Source organism: Candidatus Paceibacterota bacterium (genome assembly GCA_028711505.1).
Classification (GTDB): Bacteria; Patescibacteriota; Minisyncoccia; order JAHISW01; family Tagabacteraceae; genus JAQTSC01.
Genome location: JAQTSC010000007.1, coordinates 1 through 18,599 on the forward strand (window position 1 = coordinate 1; position 18,599 = coordinate 18,599).

General features: G+C 43.6%; 19 protein-coding genes and 2 tRNA genes. 15 read left to right on the plus strand and 6 right to left on the minus strand.

All coding sequences use genetic code 11. The features are described 5' to 3' along the window. From PHC85_03030 to PHC85_03050, 5 genes are all read left to right on the plus strand, one after another. A partial coding sequence (locus PHC85_03030) for a hypothetical protein (GenBank protein ID MDD5033056.1) occupies nucleotides 1-219 on the plus strand: 219 nt, incomplete at its 5' end. Nucleotides 220-248: 29 nt separating this feature from the next. Then, on the plus strand, nucleotides 249-482 hold the full coding sequence (locus PHC85_03035; protein ID MDD5033057.1) for a Uxx-star family glutaredoxin-like (seleno)protein: 234 nt from the start codon (nucleotides 249-251) through the stop codon (nucleotides 480-482). Nucleotides 483-488: 6 nt separating this feature from the next. Then, nucleotides 489-560: transfer RNA gene (locus tag PHC85_03040), tRNA-Arg, on the plus strand. Between the two features lie 10 nt (nucleotides 561-570). Continuing rightward, nucleotides 571-641, plus strand: a tRNA-Ala gene (locus PHC85_03045). 90 nt (nucleotides 642-731) lie between these two features. Next, entirely contained in the window at nucleotides 732-1,328 is a 597-nt protein-coding gene (locus PHC85_03050) for a hypothetical protein (GenBank protein ID MDD5033058.1), read from the plus strand. A 135-nt stretch (nucleotides 1,329-1,463) separates the two neighbouring features. Here the strand turns inward: PHC85_03050 and PHC85_03055 are convergent, their stop codons facing one another. Beyond that, nucleotides 1,464-2,336, minus strand: a complete 873-nt coding sequence (locus PHC85_03055) for a tyrosine-type recombinase/integrase (protein MDD5033059.1) — start codon at nucleotides 2,334-2,336, stop codon at nucleotides 1,464-1,466. A 203-nt stretch (nucleotides 2,337-2,539) separates the two neighbouring features. Between PHC85_03055 and rpsO the strand changes: the two genes are divergently transcribed. The 5 genes from rpsO (at nucleotide 2,540) to PHC85_03080 (ending at nucleotide 6,977) form a co-directional block, all read left to right on the plus strand. Continuing rightward, entirely contained in the window at nucleotides 2,540-2,866 is a 327-nt protein-coding gene (gene rpsO / locus PHC85_03060) for a 30S ribosomal protein S15 (GenBank protein ID MDD5033060.1), read from the plus strand. 10 nt (nucleotides 2,867-2,876) lie between these two features. Then, the gene (locus PHC85_03065; GenBank protein MDD5033061.1) at nucleotides 2,877-3,380 is read left to right on the plus strand and encodes an NYN domain-containing protein; all 504 of its coding nucleotides are present in this window, start codon (nucleotides 2,877-2,879) and stop codon (nucleotides 3,378-3,380) included. A 116-nt stretch (nucleotides 3,381-3,496) separates the two neighbouring features. Beyond that, nucleotides 3,497-5,701: a polyribonucleotide nucleotidyltransferase gene (locus PHC85_03070; protein MDD5033062.1), complete on the plus strand. Its 2,205-nt coding sequence runs from the start codon at nucleotides 3,497-3,499 to the stop codon at nucleotides 5,699-5,701. Next, nucleotides 5,634-6,584: a hypothetical protein gene (locus PHC85_03075; GenBank protein ID MDD5033063.1), complete on the plus strand. Its 951-nt coding sequence runs from the start codon at nucleotides 5,634-5,636 to the stop codon at nucleotides 6,582-6,584. The genes PHC85_03070 and PHC85_03075 overlap by 68 nt, the downstream gene beginning before the upstream one ends. A gap of 33 nt (nucleotides 6,585-6,617) precedes the next feature. Then, nucleotides 6,618-6,977: a TraR/DksA C4-type zinc finger protein gene (locus PHC85_03080; protein ID MDD5033064.1), complete on the plus strand. Its 360-nt coding sequence runs from the start codon at nucleotides 6,618-6,620 to the stop codon at nucleotides 6,975-6,977. A gap of 58 nt (nucleotides 6,978-7,035) precedes the next feature. On the opposite strand, the gene PHC85_03085 is transcribed toward PHC85_03080, so the two are convergent. After that, entirely contained in the window at nucleotides 7,036-7,644 is a 609-nt protein-coding gene (locus PHC85_03085) for a hypothetical protein (GenBank protein MDD5033065.1), read from the minus strand. A gap of 134 nt (nucleotides 7,645-7,778) precedes the next feature. Here PHC85_03085 and PHC85_03090 point away from each other — a divergent pair, with 134 nt between their 5' ends. Further along, a complete protein-coding gene (locus PHC85_03090) occupies nucleotides 7,779-9,314 on the plus strand; it encodes a YifB family Mg chelatase-like AAA ATPase (protein MDD5033066.1) in 1,536 nt (511 codons plus the stop codon). 61 nt (nucleotides 9,315-9,375) lie between these two features. Here PHC85_03090 and PHC85_03095 read toward each other — a convergent pair whose 3' ends face one another. Next, entirely contained in the window at nucleotides 9,376-10,311 is a 936-nt protein-coding gene (locus tag PHC85_03095; GenBank protein ID MDD5033067.1) for a M23 family metallopeptidase, read from the minus strand. 389 nt (nucleotides 10,312-10,700) lie between these two features. Here PHC85_03095 and PHC85_03100 point away from each other — a divergent pair, with 389 nt between their 5' ends. After that, on the plus strand, nucleotides 10,701-12,632 hold the full coding sequence (locus PHC85_03100; protein MDD5033068.1) for a UvrD-helicase domain-containing protein: 1,932 nt from the start codon (nucleotides 10,701-10,703) through the stop codon (nucleotides 12,630-12,632). Beyond that, the gene (rsmA, locus tag PHC85_03105; protein MDD5033069.1) at nucleotides 12,629-13,411 is read left to right on the plus strand and encodes a 16S rRNA (adenine(1518)-N(6)/adenine(1519)-N(6))-dimethyltransferase RsmA; all 783 of its coding nucleotides are present in this window, start codon (nucleotides 12,629-12,631) and stop codon (nucleotides 13,409-13,411) included. The genes PHC85_03100 and rsmA overlap by 4 nt, the downstream gene beginning before the upstream one ends. 41 nt (nucleotides 13,412-13,452) lie before the next feature. On the opposite strand, the gene PHC85_03110 is transcribed toward rsmA, so the two are convergent. From PHC85_03110 to PHC85_03120, 3 genes are all read right to left on the minus strand, one after another. Then, nucleotides 13,453-13,971 (minus strand): hypothetical protein, encoded by a 519-nt coding sequence (locus PHC85_03110; GenBank protein MDD5033070.1) that lies wholly within the window; start codon nucleotides 13,969-13,971, stop codon nucleotides 13,453-13,455. Beyond that, on the minus strand, nucleotides 13,968-14,549 hold the full coding sequence (locus tag PHC85_03115; GenBank protein ID MDD5033071.1) for a hypothetical protein: 582 nt from the start codon (nucleotides 14,547-14,549) through the stop codon (nucleotides 13,968-13,970). Before PHC85_03115 ends, PHC85_03110 begins: the two co-directional genes overlap by 4 nt. A gap of 230 nt (nucleotides 14,550-14,779) precedes the next feature. Further along, nucleotides 14,780-15,478 carry a YMGG-like glycine zipper-containing protein gene (locus tag PHC85_03120; protein MDD5033072.1) on the minus strand — a complete coding sequence of 233 codons (699 nt, stop codon included), beginning with the start codon at nucleotides 15,476-15,478 and terminating at the stop codon, nucleotides 14,780-14,782. A 162-nt stretch (nucleotides 15,479-15,640) separates the two neighbouring features. On the opposite strand from PHC85_03120, the gene PHC85_03125 reads away from it, so the two are divergent. Both PHC85_03125 and PHC85_03130 read left to right on the plus strand, forming a co-directional pair. Next, entirely contained in the window at nucleotides 15,641-16,597 is a 957-nt protein-coding gene (locus tag PHC85_03125; protein MDD5033073.1) for a hypothetical protein, read from the plus strand. Further along, nucleotides 16,587-18,599 carry a chitobiase/beta-hexosaminidase C-terminal domain-containing protein gene (locus tag PHC85_03130; protein MDD5033074.1) on the plus strand — a complete coding sequence of 671 codons (2,013 nt, stop codon included), beginning with the start codon at nucleotides 16,587-16,589 and terminating at the stop codon, nucleotides 18,597-18,599. Before PHC85_03125 ends, PHC85_03130 begins: the two co-directional genes overlap by 11 nt.

The window sequence follows — 18,599 nt, forward strand, 5'->3', positions numbered from 1 at the left end:
GCAGCCGTGGCGGGGTTCGTTATCCGAGCGTACGAAAAACTTTCACATTACCACGCGCTCCGCGCGTGCGATTATCTTTCGTTCAGCGATTTTGGAAAAAGGTTCGAGTATGGTAAAATAAACGCACAGCGAGCGAGTTTTAGCAAACTTTATAAAGCAGGAAACCTGCTTTTTTCCGTAGCCGAACTGCCTACCAGAAAAGCAAGCGGGTTTAGTTAGCGATTATCAGCTAAAATTAAATTTATATAATGAGCAAAGTGGCAATTTACACGACTCCTACTTGCGGATACTGCCAGATGGCAAAAGAGTGGTTTAAAGAAAAAGGAGTTGAATACGAAGAACACGATGTTTACAGCGACATGGAAAAACGCAAAGAAATGGTTGAAAAAACCGGACAAATGGGCGTGCCGGTGATAGAGGTAAACGGCGAATTTGTAGTAGGCTTTGACAAACATCTCTTGTCGGAACTTTTAAAAATTTAGTCATACGCCTCCATAGTTCAATGGATAGAACAAGGGACTCCTAAGCCCTAGATCCAAGTTCGATTCTTGGTGGGGGCAAAAACGAGCCGGGCCCGTAGTATACCGGTAACACACTTCCATGGCATGGAAGAGTAAGGGGTTCGATTCCCCTCGGGTCCATATTTTAGAAAACTGCCAAAGAACCTGAAAAAATATCGGCTCGAACTGCATTTTAATTTTGGGAAAAGAAAATTTTTGAATCATAAGTTTATGAATGAATTTACGCTTTTTGCACAACCTTGGTGGGTAAATTTTTTGATAGCCATTCCATTTGTTTCGTATTATTTATGGCGGAAGGAAGGGCTTGTAATTTCAAAATGGACTCTTGTTATTTCTGGTTTGTTCGGCGTTGCATTTGGATTTGTTGAAGCATCGGTTGTAGTTTATCTCCGTGCCGCAGTAGGACTTCTTCCTGGATACGGTGGCACACTTTCTGATGTCGCTCGACTTTCTGTTAATATTTACCAACAAGCCCAAATTCTTGGCGAGTTGCCCAAGAGTTTGTTGGCAGTAGAATTTTTTCGGGAAGCCGCTACCATGATTATGTTGCTTAGTATAGCTCTTATAGCAGTTAAATCTTTGCGGGAGCGTTGGGCGATATTTCTCTGGGCTTTCGCTACTTGGGATATTTTTTACTACATTGGTTTATGGGCCACAGTTCGTTGGCCTTCATCTCTATTAACTCCCGATGTCCTTTTCTTGATTCCAGTTCCATGGTTTTCACAAGTATGGTTTCCTACTCTCATAAGTGTGCTTACTATGATTGCTGTTGTCATTGCAAGAAAAGATGTTAAAAATTCTTATTAATCTGAATTCGGGAGCCACCAAAGAAAAACTTGAAATTGTCATCGGCGCGGCGGAGCCACGATTTCGGATTTTGTTAATGACACACCATAACCTTATAACCCCGTTTCGGCGAAATGCCGAAACGGGGTTATTTTTTTAGGTTCTGTTCTTCCCGTGAAAATTTTTATGAATTTCTTTAAGCCTCCTGTCCGTAACGTGCGTGTAAATCTGAGTTGTCGTAATGCTTGAGTGCCCGAGCATCTGCTGAACCGAACGCAAATCTGCGCCATTTTCCAAAAGATCAGTGGCAAACGAATGGCGTAAAATATGAGGTGTGGTTTTTTTTGAAATTCCCGCTTCTACAGCGCGGCTCTTTACTATTCTTTCAACGGAGCGCGGAGTAAGCCTGCCGCCCATCGCGTTGATAAAAAGAGATTCCTCGCCTATTCCGGTTCTTTTGTCCAAATAATTTTTCAACGCCGCCTTGGCGCTCTGCGATAAAAAAACCAGACGTACTTTTTCTCCTTTTCCCCGCACGGAAAACTCGTCTTTTTTCAAATCAACATCGTCAATGTTAAGCCCGCAAAGTTCGGACACGCGAAGCCCTGTTGAAAACAAAAGTTCCAAAATCGCCTTGTCGCGGAAAAATTTCAGATTATTCCCTTTTGGCGCGGCAAGAAGCCGCGAAAGTTCGCTTGCTGAAATCAAATCAATCTGACGTTCTCCAATTTTGGCAAGTTCAATGCGTTCGGGCGAAAGGCTTTTTATTTCGTTTTTTACAAAATATTTCAAAAAATTCCGCAAGGCGATGAGATAATAATTTTGGCTTTTTTTCTTTAATCCTTGACGGTTCAAATACAAACGAAATTCGCGAACGTTTTCATCTTCTATTTCTCGCGGAGATTCCAATTTTGAAAATTCCAAAAAACGAGTTAAATACCTGTCGTAATTTTCAACCGTTTTAAGCGAACGGCCTCGCTCTATTTCAATATATTCAAGATAACGTTTTTTGAGTTCTTTCAAATTCATAATTACATTTTACAGCAAGTTTTTATGTCGCACAATTATTATAATAACAAGCAGTTGACAATACCCCAAAAAACTGATAGAAAAGATGCAGGCGGCCGGCGTTTTGTGATACCCCTCTATGCCGGAAGCCGAAGCCTCGCCCTGCTTTCGGGGGCGAGGTCAAATATTTGAAAAAAACAAAAAAATAAACTAAAATTTTAACAATGTCGATTCCAACAAAAGAAAAAGAAAAAATCATCAAAAAATACCGGGTGCACGAAAAGGACACCGGTTCTTCGGAAGTGCAGGTCGCGGTTTTGACGGAGAGAATTAAAATGCTCACCGGACATCTTAAAGAAAACCCCAAAGACAACCATTCCCGCAGAGGCCTTCTCAAAATGGTTTCAAAGAGAAAATCCCTCATGGACTATCTTAAAAAATCAAGCTCCGAACAATACGCGGAAACGGTAAAAAAACTCGGGCTGAAGAAAAACCGCTCTTTAAGCGACAAGAAAGCCGAAACTCCCACGGAAGTCGAAGACGAAAAATAATATTTAACATATGGGCCTCATTAAACATAAAAACCAGCGCGTGGCTGTTTTGATTGACGTGCAAAACATGTACCATTCAGCCAAAGCGCTTTACAAGCAAAAAGTAAATTTTAAAGAGGTTCTGAAAACAGCGGTAGGAGGACGACAGCTCATAAGAGCGATAAGTTATGTCATCCGCACTGAGTCGGGTGAAGAAAAATCCTTTTTTGACGCTCTTGAAAAAATAGGGATTGAATTGAAAATAAAAGACCTTCAAATTTTTCACGGAGGAATGAAGAAAGCCGACTGGGATGTCGGGCTTACCGTTGACGCGATTCGTTTGGCGGATTCAGCGATAGACGCCATAGTGCTTATCACCGGAGACGGAGATTTTGTTCCGCTTGTGGAATACCTAAAAGGAAAAGGAAAACAGGTGGAAATAATCGCTTTTGCCAAATCCACGTCTTCCCGCTTAAGAGAATCTACGGACGATTTTCTGGACTTGGGAGAAAGCCCCAAAAAATACTTGATATAAAAAATTAAAAAATTAACAATTAAACAGCGCGGTAAAAGCCTACGAATGCATACGAACGGCACGAATAAAAATTCGCCCCATTCGCATGAATTCGTAAGCCGGCGCCGCTAAAAACAATGACGAACTCAAAAAAATACGAGATTGAAGTGGCGGGCCGTCCTTTAACGGCTGAATTTTCCGATTTAACCGAACAGGCGAACGGTTCGGTTGTGCTTAAATACGGCGAAACAACGATTCTCGCCACCGCAGTGATGACAAACGAACAGAAAGAAGGGCTTGATCACTTCCCTTTGATGGTTGATTACGAAGAAAAATTTTACGCCGCCGGAAAAATTCTCGGAAGCAGGTTCGTAAGACGCGAAGGAAAACCTTCCGACGAAGCGATACTGAACGGCAGAATGATAGACCGCACCATAAGACCTCTTTTCGACAAAAAAATCAAAAATGAAACTCAAGTCGTAGCCACCGCTCTCTGCGTTGACGAAAACAACGACCCGGACGCCATCGCGATACTCGCGGCCTCTTTGGCGCTTTCCTGCTCTGACATACCGTGGGACGGACCCGTAAGCAGCGTAAGAGTAGGGAAAATAGACGGCAAGTTCGTAATAAACCCGACTTACGAAGAAAAAAAATTGTCGGATATCGACCTCATCATCTGCGGCAAAAACGGTAAGGTGAACATGATAGAAGGAAAGGCCGGACAAATTCCGGAAGAAACTATTTTAGCCGCGATTGAAACGGCCATGCCCGAATTAGAAAAACTTGAAAACTTTCAGAAAAAAATAGCCTCGGAAATCGGCAAAGAAAAACGGCGGATAACCGCCAAAAAACGCCCGGAAGAATTAACGCGCCTTTTTGAAAAATCTTTCAAAGAACGCATCGATCAAACGCTTTCGGAACCTAAACCGAAAAAAGCTCATTCTGAAATGCTCGACGAACTGAAACACGAATTGATGGAAACAGTGAAAAAAGAAATCGGTTCCGAATCTTCTTTTTTCGGCATGGCCTCGGAGATGATGGAAGAAACGGTAAACGACGCAATTCATAAAAACGCCCTTGAAAAAAACATGCGTCCCGACGGAAGAAAATTCGACGAAATCAGGACTCTTTCTTCGGAAACAGGCGTGCTTCCGCGCGCTCACGGCTCGGGATTATTTTATCGAGGAATGACTCACGTGCTTTCCGTGGCAACGCTTGGATCACCTTCCGATTTTCTCATTATTGAAGGGATGGAGGTAAGCGAAAAAAAACATTTTATCCACCACTATAACTTCCCTCCTTTTTCCGTCGGAGAGATAGGAAAACTCGGAAATCCGGGAAGGCGGTCAATCGGGCACGGCGCTTTGGCCGAAAAAGCCCTGTTTGCGGTAATACCTCCAAAAGAAAAATTCCCCTACACAATACGAGTGGTCTCGGAAACACTGTCTTCAAACGGTTCGTCTTCAATGGGTTCTGTTTGCGCTTCAACAATGGCTCTCATGGACGCGGGTGTTCCGATAGAATCTCCCGTTTCCGGAATCGCGATGGGGCTAATGATGAAAGACGAAAACGATTATAAAGTTTTAACCGACATTCAAGGCCCTGAAGACCACCACGGCGACACGGATTTTAAAGTTGCCGGAACAGAAAAAGGAATAACGGCCTTGCAAATGGACGTAAAAATTCAGGGCATCACGTTAAAGATGATAGAGGACATATTGAAACAAAGCAGAAAAGCGAGGCTTGAAATTCTTGAAGTCATCAAAAGCGCGATTGCAGAACCGAAAAAACAGGTTTCGCGATACGCTCCCAAAATAATCATCGTGCAGATAAATCCGGAAAAGAAAGGCGCGCTGATAGGCCCCGGAGGAAGAACCATAAACAAAATCATAGACTCCACCGGCGTTGAAATAGACATAGAAGAAGACGGCCGCGTTTTCATAACCGGCGTTGAAGAAGAAGCCGTGCAAAAAGCGAAAGGAATCGTTGAAGAAATAACCTATGAACCCAAACCCGGGGAAATATTCCAGGGAGTAGTGACAAGAATTTTTGAATTCGGCGCCATGGTTGAAGTAAAAGGAGGGCACGAAGGGCTTATACATGTTTCGGAGCTCGCGCCGTTCAGAGTGGAGAGAGTCACCGATATCGTAAACACGGGCGACACAATTCCGGTAAAACTTGTTAATATAGACGATATGGGCCGGCTTAATTTTTCATTAAAACAAGCGGACCCCAATTATGCCTCAGGAAAACAACAGACAGCAAAACCAAACAATGGAGAAAGCGGAAACGGAGGACGCGGGCAAAACGAGCGCGATGGAAAAAATTTCAGACACAGGTAGCATTGAAAAAGAAAACGCTAAACAAGCGCAAACGCAAAATGAAAGCAGGCCGGCAAAACTCCGTTCGCTTAGAACTCTCAGGTCGGACCTTTCCGAAACAGCAAGGAAAGGAGAATTTTCTCTTACGGATATCTATCTGAGACAGCAATCGCAAAATCCGTACGGCGCGCAAAATCCGAAGGCCGGATTTTTCTCCCAAAACAAAATCTCTGCCCTGATTGCGGGCATTGCGCTGATAATTCTTGCATCCGCGGGAACTTATTTTTTGTTTTTTAAAAAAACCGAAACGGAGCAAATCCCGGCAAAATTCGCTCCGCAGCCAATATTGGCAAGCCAAGTTCAAAAAACCATAGAGTTCAAAACAAAAAACGATTTCTCAAACCAAGTTAAAAGCTCGCTGTCTCAAAATTTTACAATAGGAGAAATCGTCTACCTGCCAATAAAGAAAGCAGGGGAAGAATCTTCCCCTTACGCCGGGTCCGTTGAATTTTTAAAGTTTTTTGGAGGAGAAAACGGAAACGCCCTTTCTCCTTATCTGGAAAACAGGTTCTTTTTAGGGATAATGTCTCTAAATGAAAACGTCCCCGTTCTTATTTTTGAAATAAAAAACGGCAAATACGAAAATGCCTTTGCCGGAATGCTTAAATGGGAAAAAAATATTTTATCCGACCTGAATTTCCTTTTTGAAGAAGACAGCCTGGCTAAGCCCTTAACCGACGCCGCGTTTTCCGATAAAATAGTCTCAAACCAAAACGCCAGAACAGCGGAACAAAACGGAGAAACAAAATTCATATACGCCTTGTTTAATAAAAAGTACATTGTAATCACGTTAGCCGAAGAACAATTCAAAGAAATAATCCAGGAGCTGGAGCTTGCTCCCTAGCCCCTAAAATGAAATAATTACAAAATAAAAAACATGGACACAAATTATTACAAAGAAAAACTTGAAGAGGAAAAGAAACGGCTGGAAGAAGGACTTCTAAAAATAGCCAAGCCCGACCCGGAAGAACCGGGTGACTGGGAAACAACGCCGACGGACCTGAACATAATGGCATCGGACAAAAACGAAATTGCCGATGTCTTTGAAGAATCAATAACGAAAGAAGCGGTTGAATCCGAACTTGAAGAACGCTTAAACGACGTGAAAGACGCCCTCAAAAAAATAGAAAGCGGCGCATACGGAGTTTGCGAAACCTGCGGAGAAAAAATAAACGAAGAGCGGCTCAAGGCCGAGCCCGCGGCAAAAAACTGCATCAAACACGCGAAAAATAGCTAAAAAACTTTACGGAATAAAAAAGACCCCGCCTGGCGCGCAAGCGCAAAGCGGGGATTTTTTATTCCGGGAGCTCGGACGTAAAATTGAAAACGGCCGACCTGAGCAAAGAACAAATGATAGCAAGAAGAAAAATACACTCCAAGGAAGAACACGAAAGATAGTAGATCCTCGGAAAAAAATAAAATACAGCCGCAATGTCATGAAAAATATAAAATAGCACAATTCCCAACAACATCGGGGAAATAACAAAAAATGCTATCAAAGAAGGAAAAATAAAAAGAAATCGGCTGTCTGTTCTCGCCTTATCCTTCCGCGAAATAAAAAGGTCTAAAGAACAAAACCCGAGGAGGATCAGCAAGACCAAAAAACTCGTTTCTTTAACAGGGTCCACGTTTGGCAAATAAAGGCCCCAAAATAAAAACAAAAGAGTAAAACTTCTGGGGACAATTCCAAACCACGCTTTCCTTCTAAAAATTTTTTCGTAGATTCTCGGCGCGCTGTCAAAAACCGAGAAAAATAGCACCAAGACGACAAAAATCTTAAAAGCGTCAAGCCCAAAATGGCTAGAATCCGACACAAAAGGTCTTTTCAAAAAAAGATATGTCGCGGCCAAACCAGCGCTCAAAAAAATTCCAACGATTGTGGTAGACAACGTTTTTTCTTTCATCTCTTTATCCTCCCTATTTTTCCTCTATATTATTTTTTAAGATCAATTTTCTATTTAGAATTATACGCTCAAAATCGCATATTGTCAATGCCTCAAAATACCCTTAAAAGCGGCTTTTATATTATAATATTTTTATGCCTCAATCTAACGGCGTAAAAATAAATTCCGGGCAAATTGTCGGACTTAGCGGAGAAATCGTTGACGTGGAAATAGATCTCGCCCCGGGGCTTCATAAATTTTCGATTGTCGGACTCCCCGACAAAGCAGTTGAAGAATCAAAAGACAGAATTTCCGCGGCTATAAAAAACAGCGGTTTTGATTCGCCCCAAAAGAAAAACAAAAGAATAACCATATCTCTCGCGCCGGCTGATGTTAAAAAAGAAGGGCCGGTTTTTGATTTGGCCATAGCCCTTTCCTATCTTCTGGTTTCCGAACAGATTGATTTCGAGGCCTCGGAAAAAATCTTTTTTGGAGAACTCGGGCTCAACGGAAATCTGCGTCCCATAAAAGGAGCGCTTGGGTTGGCGCAAGCGAGCCAAAAAGCCGGATTTAAAGAAATATACCTCCCTTTTGAAAACGCCGAGGAAGCCGCGCTTATAAAAGGCGTTTCCGTTTTTGGCATAAAAAATCTCCAAGAACTTACAGCTCATCTTCAAAAAGAAAACGAAATCGCGCGTCAACAGGAAACGCGGATGAACACCCCGGAAGAATTTATTGCCACTCTTGATTTTTCCGACATCAAAGGGCAGGAAACAGCAAAACGCGGCTTGGAAATTGCCGCGGCGGGAGGACATAATGTTTCAATGTTCGGTCCTCCGGGAACGGGGAAAACGATGCTTGCCAAAGCTTTTTCTTCAATACTCCCCGAGATGTCTTTTGAAGAAATGATAGAAACAACCGCGATTCACAGCGCGGCGGGGACATTAAACGGACCTTATATGATGTCGCGTCCGTTGCGTTCACCGCATCACACTTCTTCTTATGTCGCCCTGGTCGGCGGAGGAGCATGGCCGAAACCAGGAGAAATAACTTTAAGCCATAGGGGAGTTTTGTTTCTTGACGAGTTTCCGCTTTTTGAAAAAAGAGTGATAGAGGCTCTTCGCCAGCCGCTTGAAGACGGAGTTATTACCGTATCGCGAGCTCGGGGAACGATAAAATTTCCGGCAAATTTTATTTTGGTATGCGCAATGAATCCTTGCCCTTGCGGAAATGCCGGCTCGCAAACAAAAAAATGCACCTGCCCCCAGCAATCGCTTTTAAAATACAAACAAAGAATCTCCGGGCCGATAACCGACAGGATAGATTTATGGCTTGAAGTGCCGCAGGTTGAAATTGAAAAACTTTCATCCGAAGAAACACGGCCTGAAAAATCCGAAGAGGTGCGGAAAAGAGTAATGAAAGCGCGAGAAATCCAAGCCAGCCGTTTTCAAAAAAGAAAAATTTTAACCAACAGCGACATGGGGCCAAAAGATTTAAAAGAATTCGCTCCCCTTTCGGAAAAAACAAAACAAACATTGAACGTGGCGGCAAACAGACTGGATTTATCCGCGCGCGCATACCACAAAACAATAAAGCTCGGCCGCACAATCGCCGATCTTGAAAACTCGCCGGATATTTCGGAAAACCATATTTTAGAAGCGCTGCAATACCGGCCAAAACAGATTTTGTAAAAATTCTTAAACACAAAAAGCCCCTCAGCCAGGGCTTTTTATTTTTGTTAACGATTATTTCTTAAAATGGATTTTTAGCACCGCGAACTTCAAAGTGAACATGACAGCCGGTAGATTTTCCCGTTGAACCGACATATCCTATAACCTGCCCTTTGGCAACATGCCAGCCTCCTCCCACTATATTTGTTGAAGTGTGCGCGTAAAGAGTTTGCGTGCCGTTTGCATGGGCTATAACCAAATAATTTCCATAGCCTCCGTTCCAACCGTAAGATCTGCTGACAATAACATCTCCCGCGGCCGACGCGTAAATCGGTTCTCCGCAGGAAGTCGCCAAATCAATTCCATTATATCCATGGAGTCCCTGGCTTTTTCTGCCTCCTTCAACCGGTCTCATGTAATAACCGGAGTAGCTCGGCATTGCCGTGTTTCTTACCGGCTGCAAGGTGCCGCTTGAAACAGAAGAAGAGTAAGCCGCTTCACCGTCGGGTATTATTATTTCATCGCCGACGGCAAGTTTGCCGCCGGAAGCAATATCGTTAAATTTAATTATTTCTTCCTTGTCCCCCTTAAACTTCTTGGCGATAGAATCTATGGTATCGCCGCTTTTTACCGTATAGCGAACGCCCGTTACCGGAAGTATCACTAAAATGTCGCCGGAATTTATCATGCTTCCTCTCTTGATGTTGTTTGACCAGATTATCGTATCAACACTCACATCAAACATTTCCGCGATTTGAGTAAGGGTATCTCCTTCTCTGACAACATAAATGCTTATGCGGTCAGAAGCAGGGGTATTTTCTTCTATATCAGCCATGCTGCCATTTGGTCCCACTACCGGTAAAAGTGCGCTCTGGCTCACAATTGTCGGGCCGCCATCGCCTTTCCCGGCGGACAAATCCGAGTTCAAAACCGGTTTAAGAAGCCGCGCTGTCTGAGAGTTGCTTATAACGTCTTCAAGGTCGCCCTGGGCATCCGCGGTTCCTAAGATTTTATCCAAAAAAGAAAAAAATCCGGCCTCTGCAACCGGAACAAAACAAAAACTAAAAACGCCCGTTAAAATAAGGGTTGAAATTACAAGTTTTTTTATGCCCCGTAAACAATCAGCCAGGAATTTATCAGTTTTTTCCTTTCCACAATTAATTTCGAGGGGCTGTTTAGTTCTTAAAATAAAGCTCTAAATTAGGATTAGGAATACGGCGTGCGACCGATATGTCTATATTTTAAGCCGTTTTTCTGAAAATTAATCCACTATTAGGGACGCTTTTAATTTTACCCTGGCGCCAAGCCGGGGTCAATAATCTTATCCACACGAAGTTCACAGCCCTAAGAGCGGCTTGCCCAACCAAAAATTTGGAGTTTGAAAAAGTATAGTATAATCTACGGGATATGGATATTTTAAGCGGGCTAAACGAAAGCCAAAAAGAAGCGGTCTCCCACATAGAAGGTCCGCTTTTGGTGGTGGCGGGGGCAGGCGCCGGAAAAACCAAAGTCATCACCCACCGCATTGCCAATTTGATACAAAACGGAGTGGCGCCGGAAAAAATTTTAGCAGTCACTTTTACCAACAAAGCCGCGGCAGAAATGAAAAATCGGGTGAAAAATATGCTCTCGGAACAAAAAGCCGCCAACCGCCTTTTGCGCATGCCCGCAATGGGAACATTCCACTCCGTGTGCGCTTCCATATTAAGAACGAACAGCGGAAAGATCGGGCTTCCAGCGAGCTTTTCCATTTTAGACAAAGAAGATTCGTTAAGCGTGATAAAAAAGTGTCTGAAGGCGCTCGAGCTTAATCCGAAACAGTTTCCTCCGCAAAAAATGCAATCGCTCATCTCAAAACAAAAGTCAGAACTTGTTAAAAGAGAGGAATTTTCAGCGGACGCGGAAACCGAATATTTTCCAAAAATTCTTTCGAGCGTCTGGGAAGAATACGAAAAAAAACTGGACGCGCAAAAAGCGCTGGATTTCGACGATCTCATTTCCGAAACCGTTTTTCTTTTTGAAAAAAATCCGGACGTTCTGGAACATTACCGCGACAAATGGAACTACGTGCTCATCGATGAATACCAAGACACGAACAGAAGCCAGTACATTTTGACAAAAATGCTTGCCGAAAAACACAGGAACATCTGCGTTGTCGGCGACGAAGACCAAAGCATTTACCGGTTTCGGGGCGCGGACTTTAAAAATATTCTGAATTTTGAAAAAGACTGGCCGGGAGCAAGAGTAGTTTTACTCGAACAAAATTACCGTTCAACGCAAAAAATTCTTGACGCCGCCAATTCAGTGATAGGAAAAAACAAAATGAGAAAACCCAAAAAACTTTTTTCGCTCTCGGAAAAAGGTTCGGGACTGGCGCTTTTTGACGCGCTAAACGAAAAAGAAGAAGCCGACATAATAGCGGCTTCGACAGGAGAGCTCGCATCGGAGGGAATTCCTCTTTCGGAAATCGCTGTTTTGTACCGCGCTAATTTCCAATCTCGCGCCCTTGAAGAATCTTTTTTAAAACGCCAGATTCCCTACCGCGTTATAGGCACGAGATTTTTTGAAAGAAAAGAAGTCAAAGACATAATCGCTTACATTAAAGCCGCTTTAAACAACGACGACCTTTTAAGCGTGGAAAGAATAATAAACGAACCCGGCAGGGGAATAGGGAAAATAGGGTTTATGGCTTTTCTGGCGAGAAGGACTTTGCCTCCGGATAAGGCAAAAAAAATTGACGAATTTTTCTCATTTCTTGGCTTGGCAAAAGAAAATCTTCTAAATAAACCGCTCTCGGAAGCGATTTGTTGGATTATCGAAAAAAGCGGATACGGTAAAAATCTTGAAGACGGAACGGAAGAAGGACTTTCGCGCCTTGAAAACTTGAAAGAACTCTCGGCTTTAAGCGTGAAGTATGACGCGGAAAAGCCGGGAGAAGGAGTTTTAAAATTTCTGGAGGATGTGGCGCTTTTAACCGACCAAGACACGGTGGCCGACGGAGAAAAAGCGGTAAAACTAATGACGGTGCATTCGGCGAAAGGGCTTGAATTCAATTCTGTTTTTGTCGCGGGGCTCGAAGAAGGGCTCTTCCCTTACTCGCGCCCGCCGCAATCGATTGAAGACGAAGAAGAAGAACGCCGGCTTTTTTACGTCGCGTTAACGCGCGCGCGTAAAAATCTTTTTCTCTCTTTCGCTTACAGCCGAAATTTTTTCGGAGGAAAACAGATAAATAAGCCTTCGCGTTTTCTAAACGAAATTCCGCCGGAACTTTTCCGGACGATTTTCGGCGAAGAGGGCGAAAGAGGAGAAATCGCGACAACAAATTATCTTGAAATATGAAGCGGCTCGGACAGCATTTTTTAAATACGTCGGCTGGCGGCAAAAAAATTATCGCCGACATAATAGAAGCGGCTGAACTCAAAAAAACCGATATTGTTCTTGAGGTCGGACCCGGGAAAGGCGTACTCACGGAAGCGCTTCTTGAAAAAGCGAAGAAAGTTATCGCCATCGAAAAAGACGAAAAACTTGTTGAATTCTTAAAAGAAAAATTTTTCGGGAGGAAAAATTTGCAATTGACTTGCGGCGATATTCTGAAAATTGAAAATTTGAAAATTAAAAATTTTAAAATTGTCGCAAATATCCCCTACTATATCACTTCACGGTTTTTGAGAAAATTTTTAACCGCAAGGGACCAGCCGGAAACAATGGTCTTAATGATTCAAAAAGAAGTCGCCGAAAGAATTTGCGCTAAAAATAAAAAAGAGAGCCTTTTGTCCATAAGCGTCAAGGCGTACGGAAATCCGAAAATAGCGCGCGGCGTTTCAGCCGGAAATTTTTCCCCTCCGCCCAAAGTCGATTCCGCCGTGATAAAAATAGAAAATATCTCGCGGAATTTTTTCCATCAAAACGGCATTGGAGAAGAAAAATTTTTTGAAACGGTAAAAAAGGGCTTTTCACAAAAAAGAAAGATGCTTAAAAACAATTTAAAAATTTCTTCGGAAGCGCTCGCGAGATGCGGGCTTTCGGAAAAAGCGCGCGCGGAAGATTTAAATTTAAAAGACTGGGCTTGCCTGATCTCGGTCCGCAAAACCGCGGGCTCTTTATTTTTTGAAAAATAAATAGGCGGTTTCGGAACCCTCCGATTCCAAAACCGCCCTTGTTAACGCAAATTAACTATTCTCGCCCTGCCTCCGGGACGAACTTCATGAGGGATAATCTTCTCCGGGAGAAAATCCACCCCCATGCTGGTCTGCCGTTCTCCCCGAATGACTATCAAATGTCTCCCTGTCGGAAACATTTGAGGAGCAGACACTTGCCCGGGGCCTATTTCCAATACCTCCGTCCAACTGTTGGAGGAAATTTTGAAAAGGGTATCCCGGGCGTTATTTTTAAAAAAAACAACGTGCGGGTCCCCATAAATCCCTTCTCCGTGTTCGCGAGGGAGAGACGACGGTCGAAGGGAACGCTGTGTTATTCCCTGCGGATATATCCGCGTGGAATAATCGTTTACAACCAATTGAGGAGCGCCGCCCCAGGAACCCACGCCAATGATGGCTCTGTCGCCTATGGTCGGTCCGATGCCGGAATCGGTTTTCCGAAAAACATCGCCGGCTCCGCAACCGCTTAAAAACACGACCGCGGAAAAAACCAAAACCAAAGTCTTTTTCACATTCTTCACCTCCCCCCCGAAAAAGCATTTAAAAGAATTTTAAAAGGCCCGGTGCCCGACACGTTCACCTTCGGCCCAACCATGTGCCGATTTGGAATTTTGCCGGTTTGAATATTCAAGACGGCGTCCCAGTGTCGCATGGTATACTTATTTTCATAAGTATCCACTCTGCCGTCCACCCGAACCGAAGTTCGGCGAATGGGTAATTCGGCTGCCTGCCTAAAAATGGCGGTGAAATAATACGGCCGAATTTCCACTTGATAATAACCTAACGGCAACCGGGCAAGATAAACCCGGATATCCGCCTGGTCGTTGACAGTAAAATACGCACTTGCTCCGGCTTCACTCCAATCCTGAACAAGCGCCCCGGCACGGTCAAAGAAAAAAATTCTCGCCGACGCCGTACCCTTAACCACAACCAGAACTTCTCCGGCTTCCGATCCCAGCCGCGGATTCATCTCCGCCATATTGCGCGGACCGGTAGCGCAGCGAGTAAGAACAAAAAAAATCACTGCGACAATCAACACGACGCATATTTTGCGCCACCAGCGCAAAATTAAAATTTCCTTCGCCCTGTCCATGTCCATAATTGCCCCTCCTTCAAAAAATTTTTATGTCAAAGATAACAAAAAAACTCCTCTATTTTTCTGCCACAATTATATCATATCCTCTAAAAAAGTCAAACAAAAATCGGGTTCCAAAAACCCGATAAAAATTCTTATTTAAAGACATAATTTGTCTGTACAAAATGTAAAGGCGCCCTTCCCAAAGGGGCGCCTTTTCGCGCGAGACTTGTGCGGGGTCGGCAAGACCATCTTTAACCTCCGACTTTGACGCGAAACATCTGCGCGACGCGTTTCGCGATTTCATCGGAAAGATCGCCAACTGCCGCTGTTGGCTCCAAATTAATTTCACCAACTTTGGTAATCATGTGGGTTGTCGCGGTTGCCCCATCAACGTCAACCACTCTGACTCCAACTTTCATCACGACCACGGTTTCTCGGGTCGCATATTCCGTAGCCGCACCCGCGACCGCACCAATAAGCGCGCCGATTAAAGCGCCTTTGCCTCTATTGTTTTTGGAAGCAAGAATCCCTGGAGTCAACCCCACTGCCGCACCCAATCCGGCACCCTTAGCGGTCATCGTTTCCTTCTCTCCGCCAAAACCAGTAATGCTCACGTCTACCTTAATTTTGGCAGAGGGGGAAATCACGAAACCCTTCTCGGTCAAAGCGATTTCCAGTTTTGACCTAAGGTCCTTCGCAATATTTGCAATTCCGCTCTCGCTCGCATCAGAACAAGTGAGCGCCACGGCCTTTTCCTGATTGGGTTCCAAAATAACCAAAAAGGAACCTTGGGCCTCTACTGAAACTTTTCGGTTTTCACCGATGGTAGCGCACCCGCCAAAAACCGCTATCGCCAAAACCGTCGCCAAACAACAAACAAGCAAACTGCGGATTTTCATAACCATTTCCTCCTTATCTAAAAAATGGTTTATAAAAAAACCAATTAACATATTGCCAATGAGCACAAAAACAACTGTTTTTATTATATTCGTTTAAAGAAAAAAGTCAATATAAACCAATAAATTCAAGAGGCTGTCAAAATTATTAACTTATCCCCATAAACAACAAGGAAAATCAATAATTTATAGCGTAAAAATGATATAATAATCTTGGTGATAAGCGCCAATGTTTTGAAGTATTTCAGAAATAAGAGGTTAATAGGTCCTGTTGTTTTTTTCCTGGTTCTTGCAGGAGGTTTTTGGCTGTTATCCAAGGAAAAATCCCCTTCTCTTCCCAACAGCAAAACGGACATTGAAAAATACGCCGATGCCGCCCAAAACGCGATGGTTGACACCGATAACGACGGCTTGAGGGACTGGGAAGAAACGCTTTGGAAAACCAGCCCGAACAAAACAGACACGGATGACGACGGGTATTCCGATTTTGAAGAAACGCAGAACGGATTTGATCCGCTTTCCGGCGAGTCAAACGAAAAAACCGGAACAAAAGGAACGAATGAACTATTTTCTTACGCGGAAAATGAAAAGTACAAAAATATAAACCTCACGGAAAGCTTGGCTGAAGTGATGGCCGGGAAAATCGCCGATCCCGAAGGTATAAACAGCGCCACGGCAATAGAAAATCCATTCGCCCTCTTGGACGAAAAGACGGGAGTTGGGCTTTTCGTGTTCGTAAACAGCCTGCGTCCGAAAATCGCGGAAAACGAACTTAAAATAACAAGCGACAACTCTGTTGAGTCAGTGAAAAAATACGTTAGTGAAGTAGAAGCCGCAATTCCGGAAAACCCTTACCCTCGCGTTGCCGAAGAAGATATTTTTACCGAAGTCATAGAAAGCGGAAATTTCATTAAAATAGACAAGTATATTTCTTATTACGATACAGCCATAATCAATATGAAAAATATAACAATCCCTTCTGTTTTTTTTGAAAACCATAAAAAACAAACAGAACTCCTTATGGCAACCCAAAAAGTTTATGAGGCAATAAAAGAAACGGCTAAGGATCCTTTAAAAACAGTTCTCGCATTACAGGAAAATGAAAAAATAAGAGGAGAAATGAAAAACTTACTGGTTGATTTTCTAAATTTAGTCCAAAAACATGGCAGGTAAAAGCCTATCAATAATTTTACTTTTTTTAATCTGCGCTAATTCATGCGCTGGATTGTTTTATCCGAAAAAAACTTTTGCCGGAATAATGATTGTTAGCGACCCGGGCCATACTTCGGTAACAACCGGCGGCTGGATCAAAGACATTGCAGGGCAAGCAATGGACTTCGGTTTAAACCTGCAAGATTTGGCAATAACTGTGGCCCAATGGACATGGGATCAAAAAGGAGACGCCATGAAAATAGCCATGGCTTCTTTTCGTAAAATACTTTTGGATGCCATGGTCAACCAAATAGTCACCTGGATACAAGGCGGAGGAAAACCGAAATTTGTCACGGACTGGAACAGTTTTTTGAAAGACACGGCGGATGTTGCCGGAGGCAAGGCGCTTGAAGAATTGCTCGGACGCGACGCCATGGCTTCGCTTTGCCAGCCGAACTGGGCGATAAAATTAAACATATCGTTAAGAAATCCGAAACCTTTTCAAAACAGAGTGATGTGCACTCTTTCAAAAATAGGGGTCAATTACGACGACTTTATGAACGACTTCAATAACGGCGGATGGAAAGCATGGATAAAAATTCACGAAAGCCAGAATAATCCTTATGGACTTTATATGGACACCCTTGGCGAAAAACTTGCCAGAGAAAACGCGGCTATTGAAGCCGCGAAAAATGAAGTCCAGACAGGCGCCGGATTTTTAAGCGATAAGGTATGCAGACGTTTCAATTGTGGCGGAGAAAAATACGAAATCACCGCAAGCCAGGAAGAAATGGCTTCTTTAAAAGAAAGCCAGGGCTGTTATTGTGAAAAATGGGAAGTGCGAACCCCGGGGAAAATGGTGGCAGACGGACTCTCAAAATCTCTTTTTAAAGATATTGACTGGCTTATTGAAAACGAAGACTGGCAATCATACGTAGTGGCAATAACCGATGCCTTAATAAGCCGACTTTTAAAGGACGGGGTTATGGCTTTAACTTCTTCTGACACTGATGGAAGCGACAATGAAGCTTTAAACAGAAGCATGGACATCGCCGAAAGGTCATCCAACTCCGCGCAATCTGGCTCAGCAATAGGAGCAACCGGACTTTTAGACAGAACACCCCCAACTACAAAAATAGAGGCCACGGATTCCTGGCACGTAAAAATAACATCAAGCGAAGAATCTTTCATTTACTACACGCTTGACGGTTCGCAACCAACCTTGCAATCAAGTCCATACATCGATCCGATTGAAATAACAAAAACAACTTCCATTAGATGGGTAGCAACCGATTACGCCGGGAACAAAGAAGGAACAAGGTCGGCGTATCTTAACCCGCCGTTTACCGAAACAGGGGCGAATCTCTCAACCGCGGCAATCGCCGTAAGCACCAATGAAATCGCACTTGTTGCCGGCGGAGAGATGGCAATTCATTACACCACAGATGGCAGCGACCCGACAATATCATCCCCTTATTACGTAAAAAAGATTTTTATAGAAAATACCCTCTTTCCCATAAAATGGTTTGGAGTAAGCACGTCTGGAACACAGGAAAATCTTCGCGAAACCGCGATAATCTTGCCGCTTCCCAACACCGACTTCCCCACAATCGCAGACCTCACAACTCCAAATGCCGTTGCCTCAGCCTCGTCAACTTCTTTAAGCCAGTTCTTTACATTGAATCCGTCGGGGTCAAAAGATGACGATAAAACTCCAAAGATAATAATGTACGAATGGGATTTTGATGACGACCTTATTTATGATTGGTACTGGGTTGATTACAACCGCGACGGAAAAGTTGATGAAATGAAATGCAGGGAAGGAGGACTTGTGTGCGCGGGTCCGACAATGCCCGACGGCCGAAATATCACCAAAGGGTTCCAGGAATCGCAGCTCACGCCGACCGGAGGACCAGGCGTGATACAAGTGAAATACATGAACCAAGGAGAAAAAATAATCCGGCTAAGAGTCACGGACGATGAAGGACTTTATAGCGACACAAGCATTAAAGTTAATATTTGA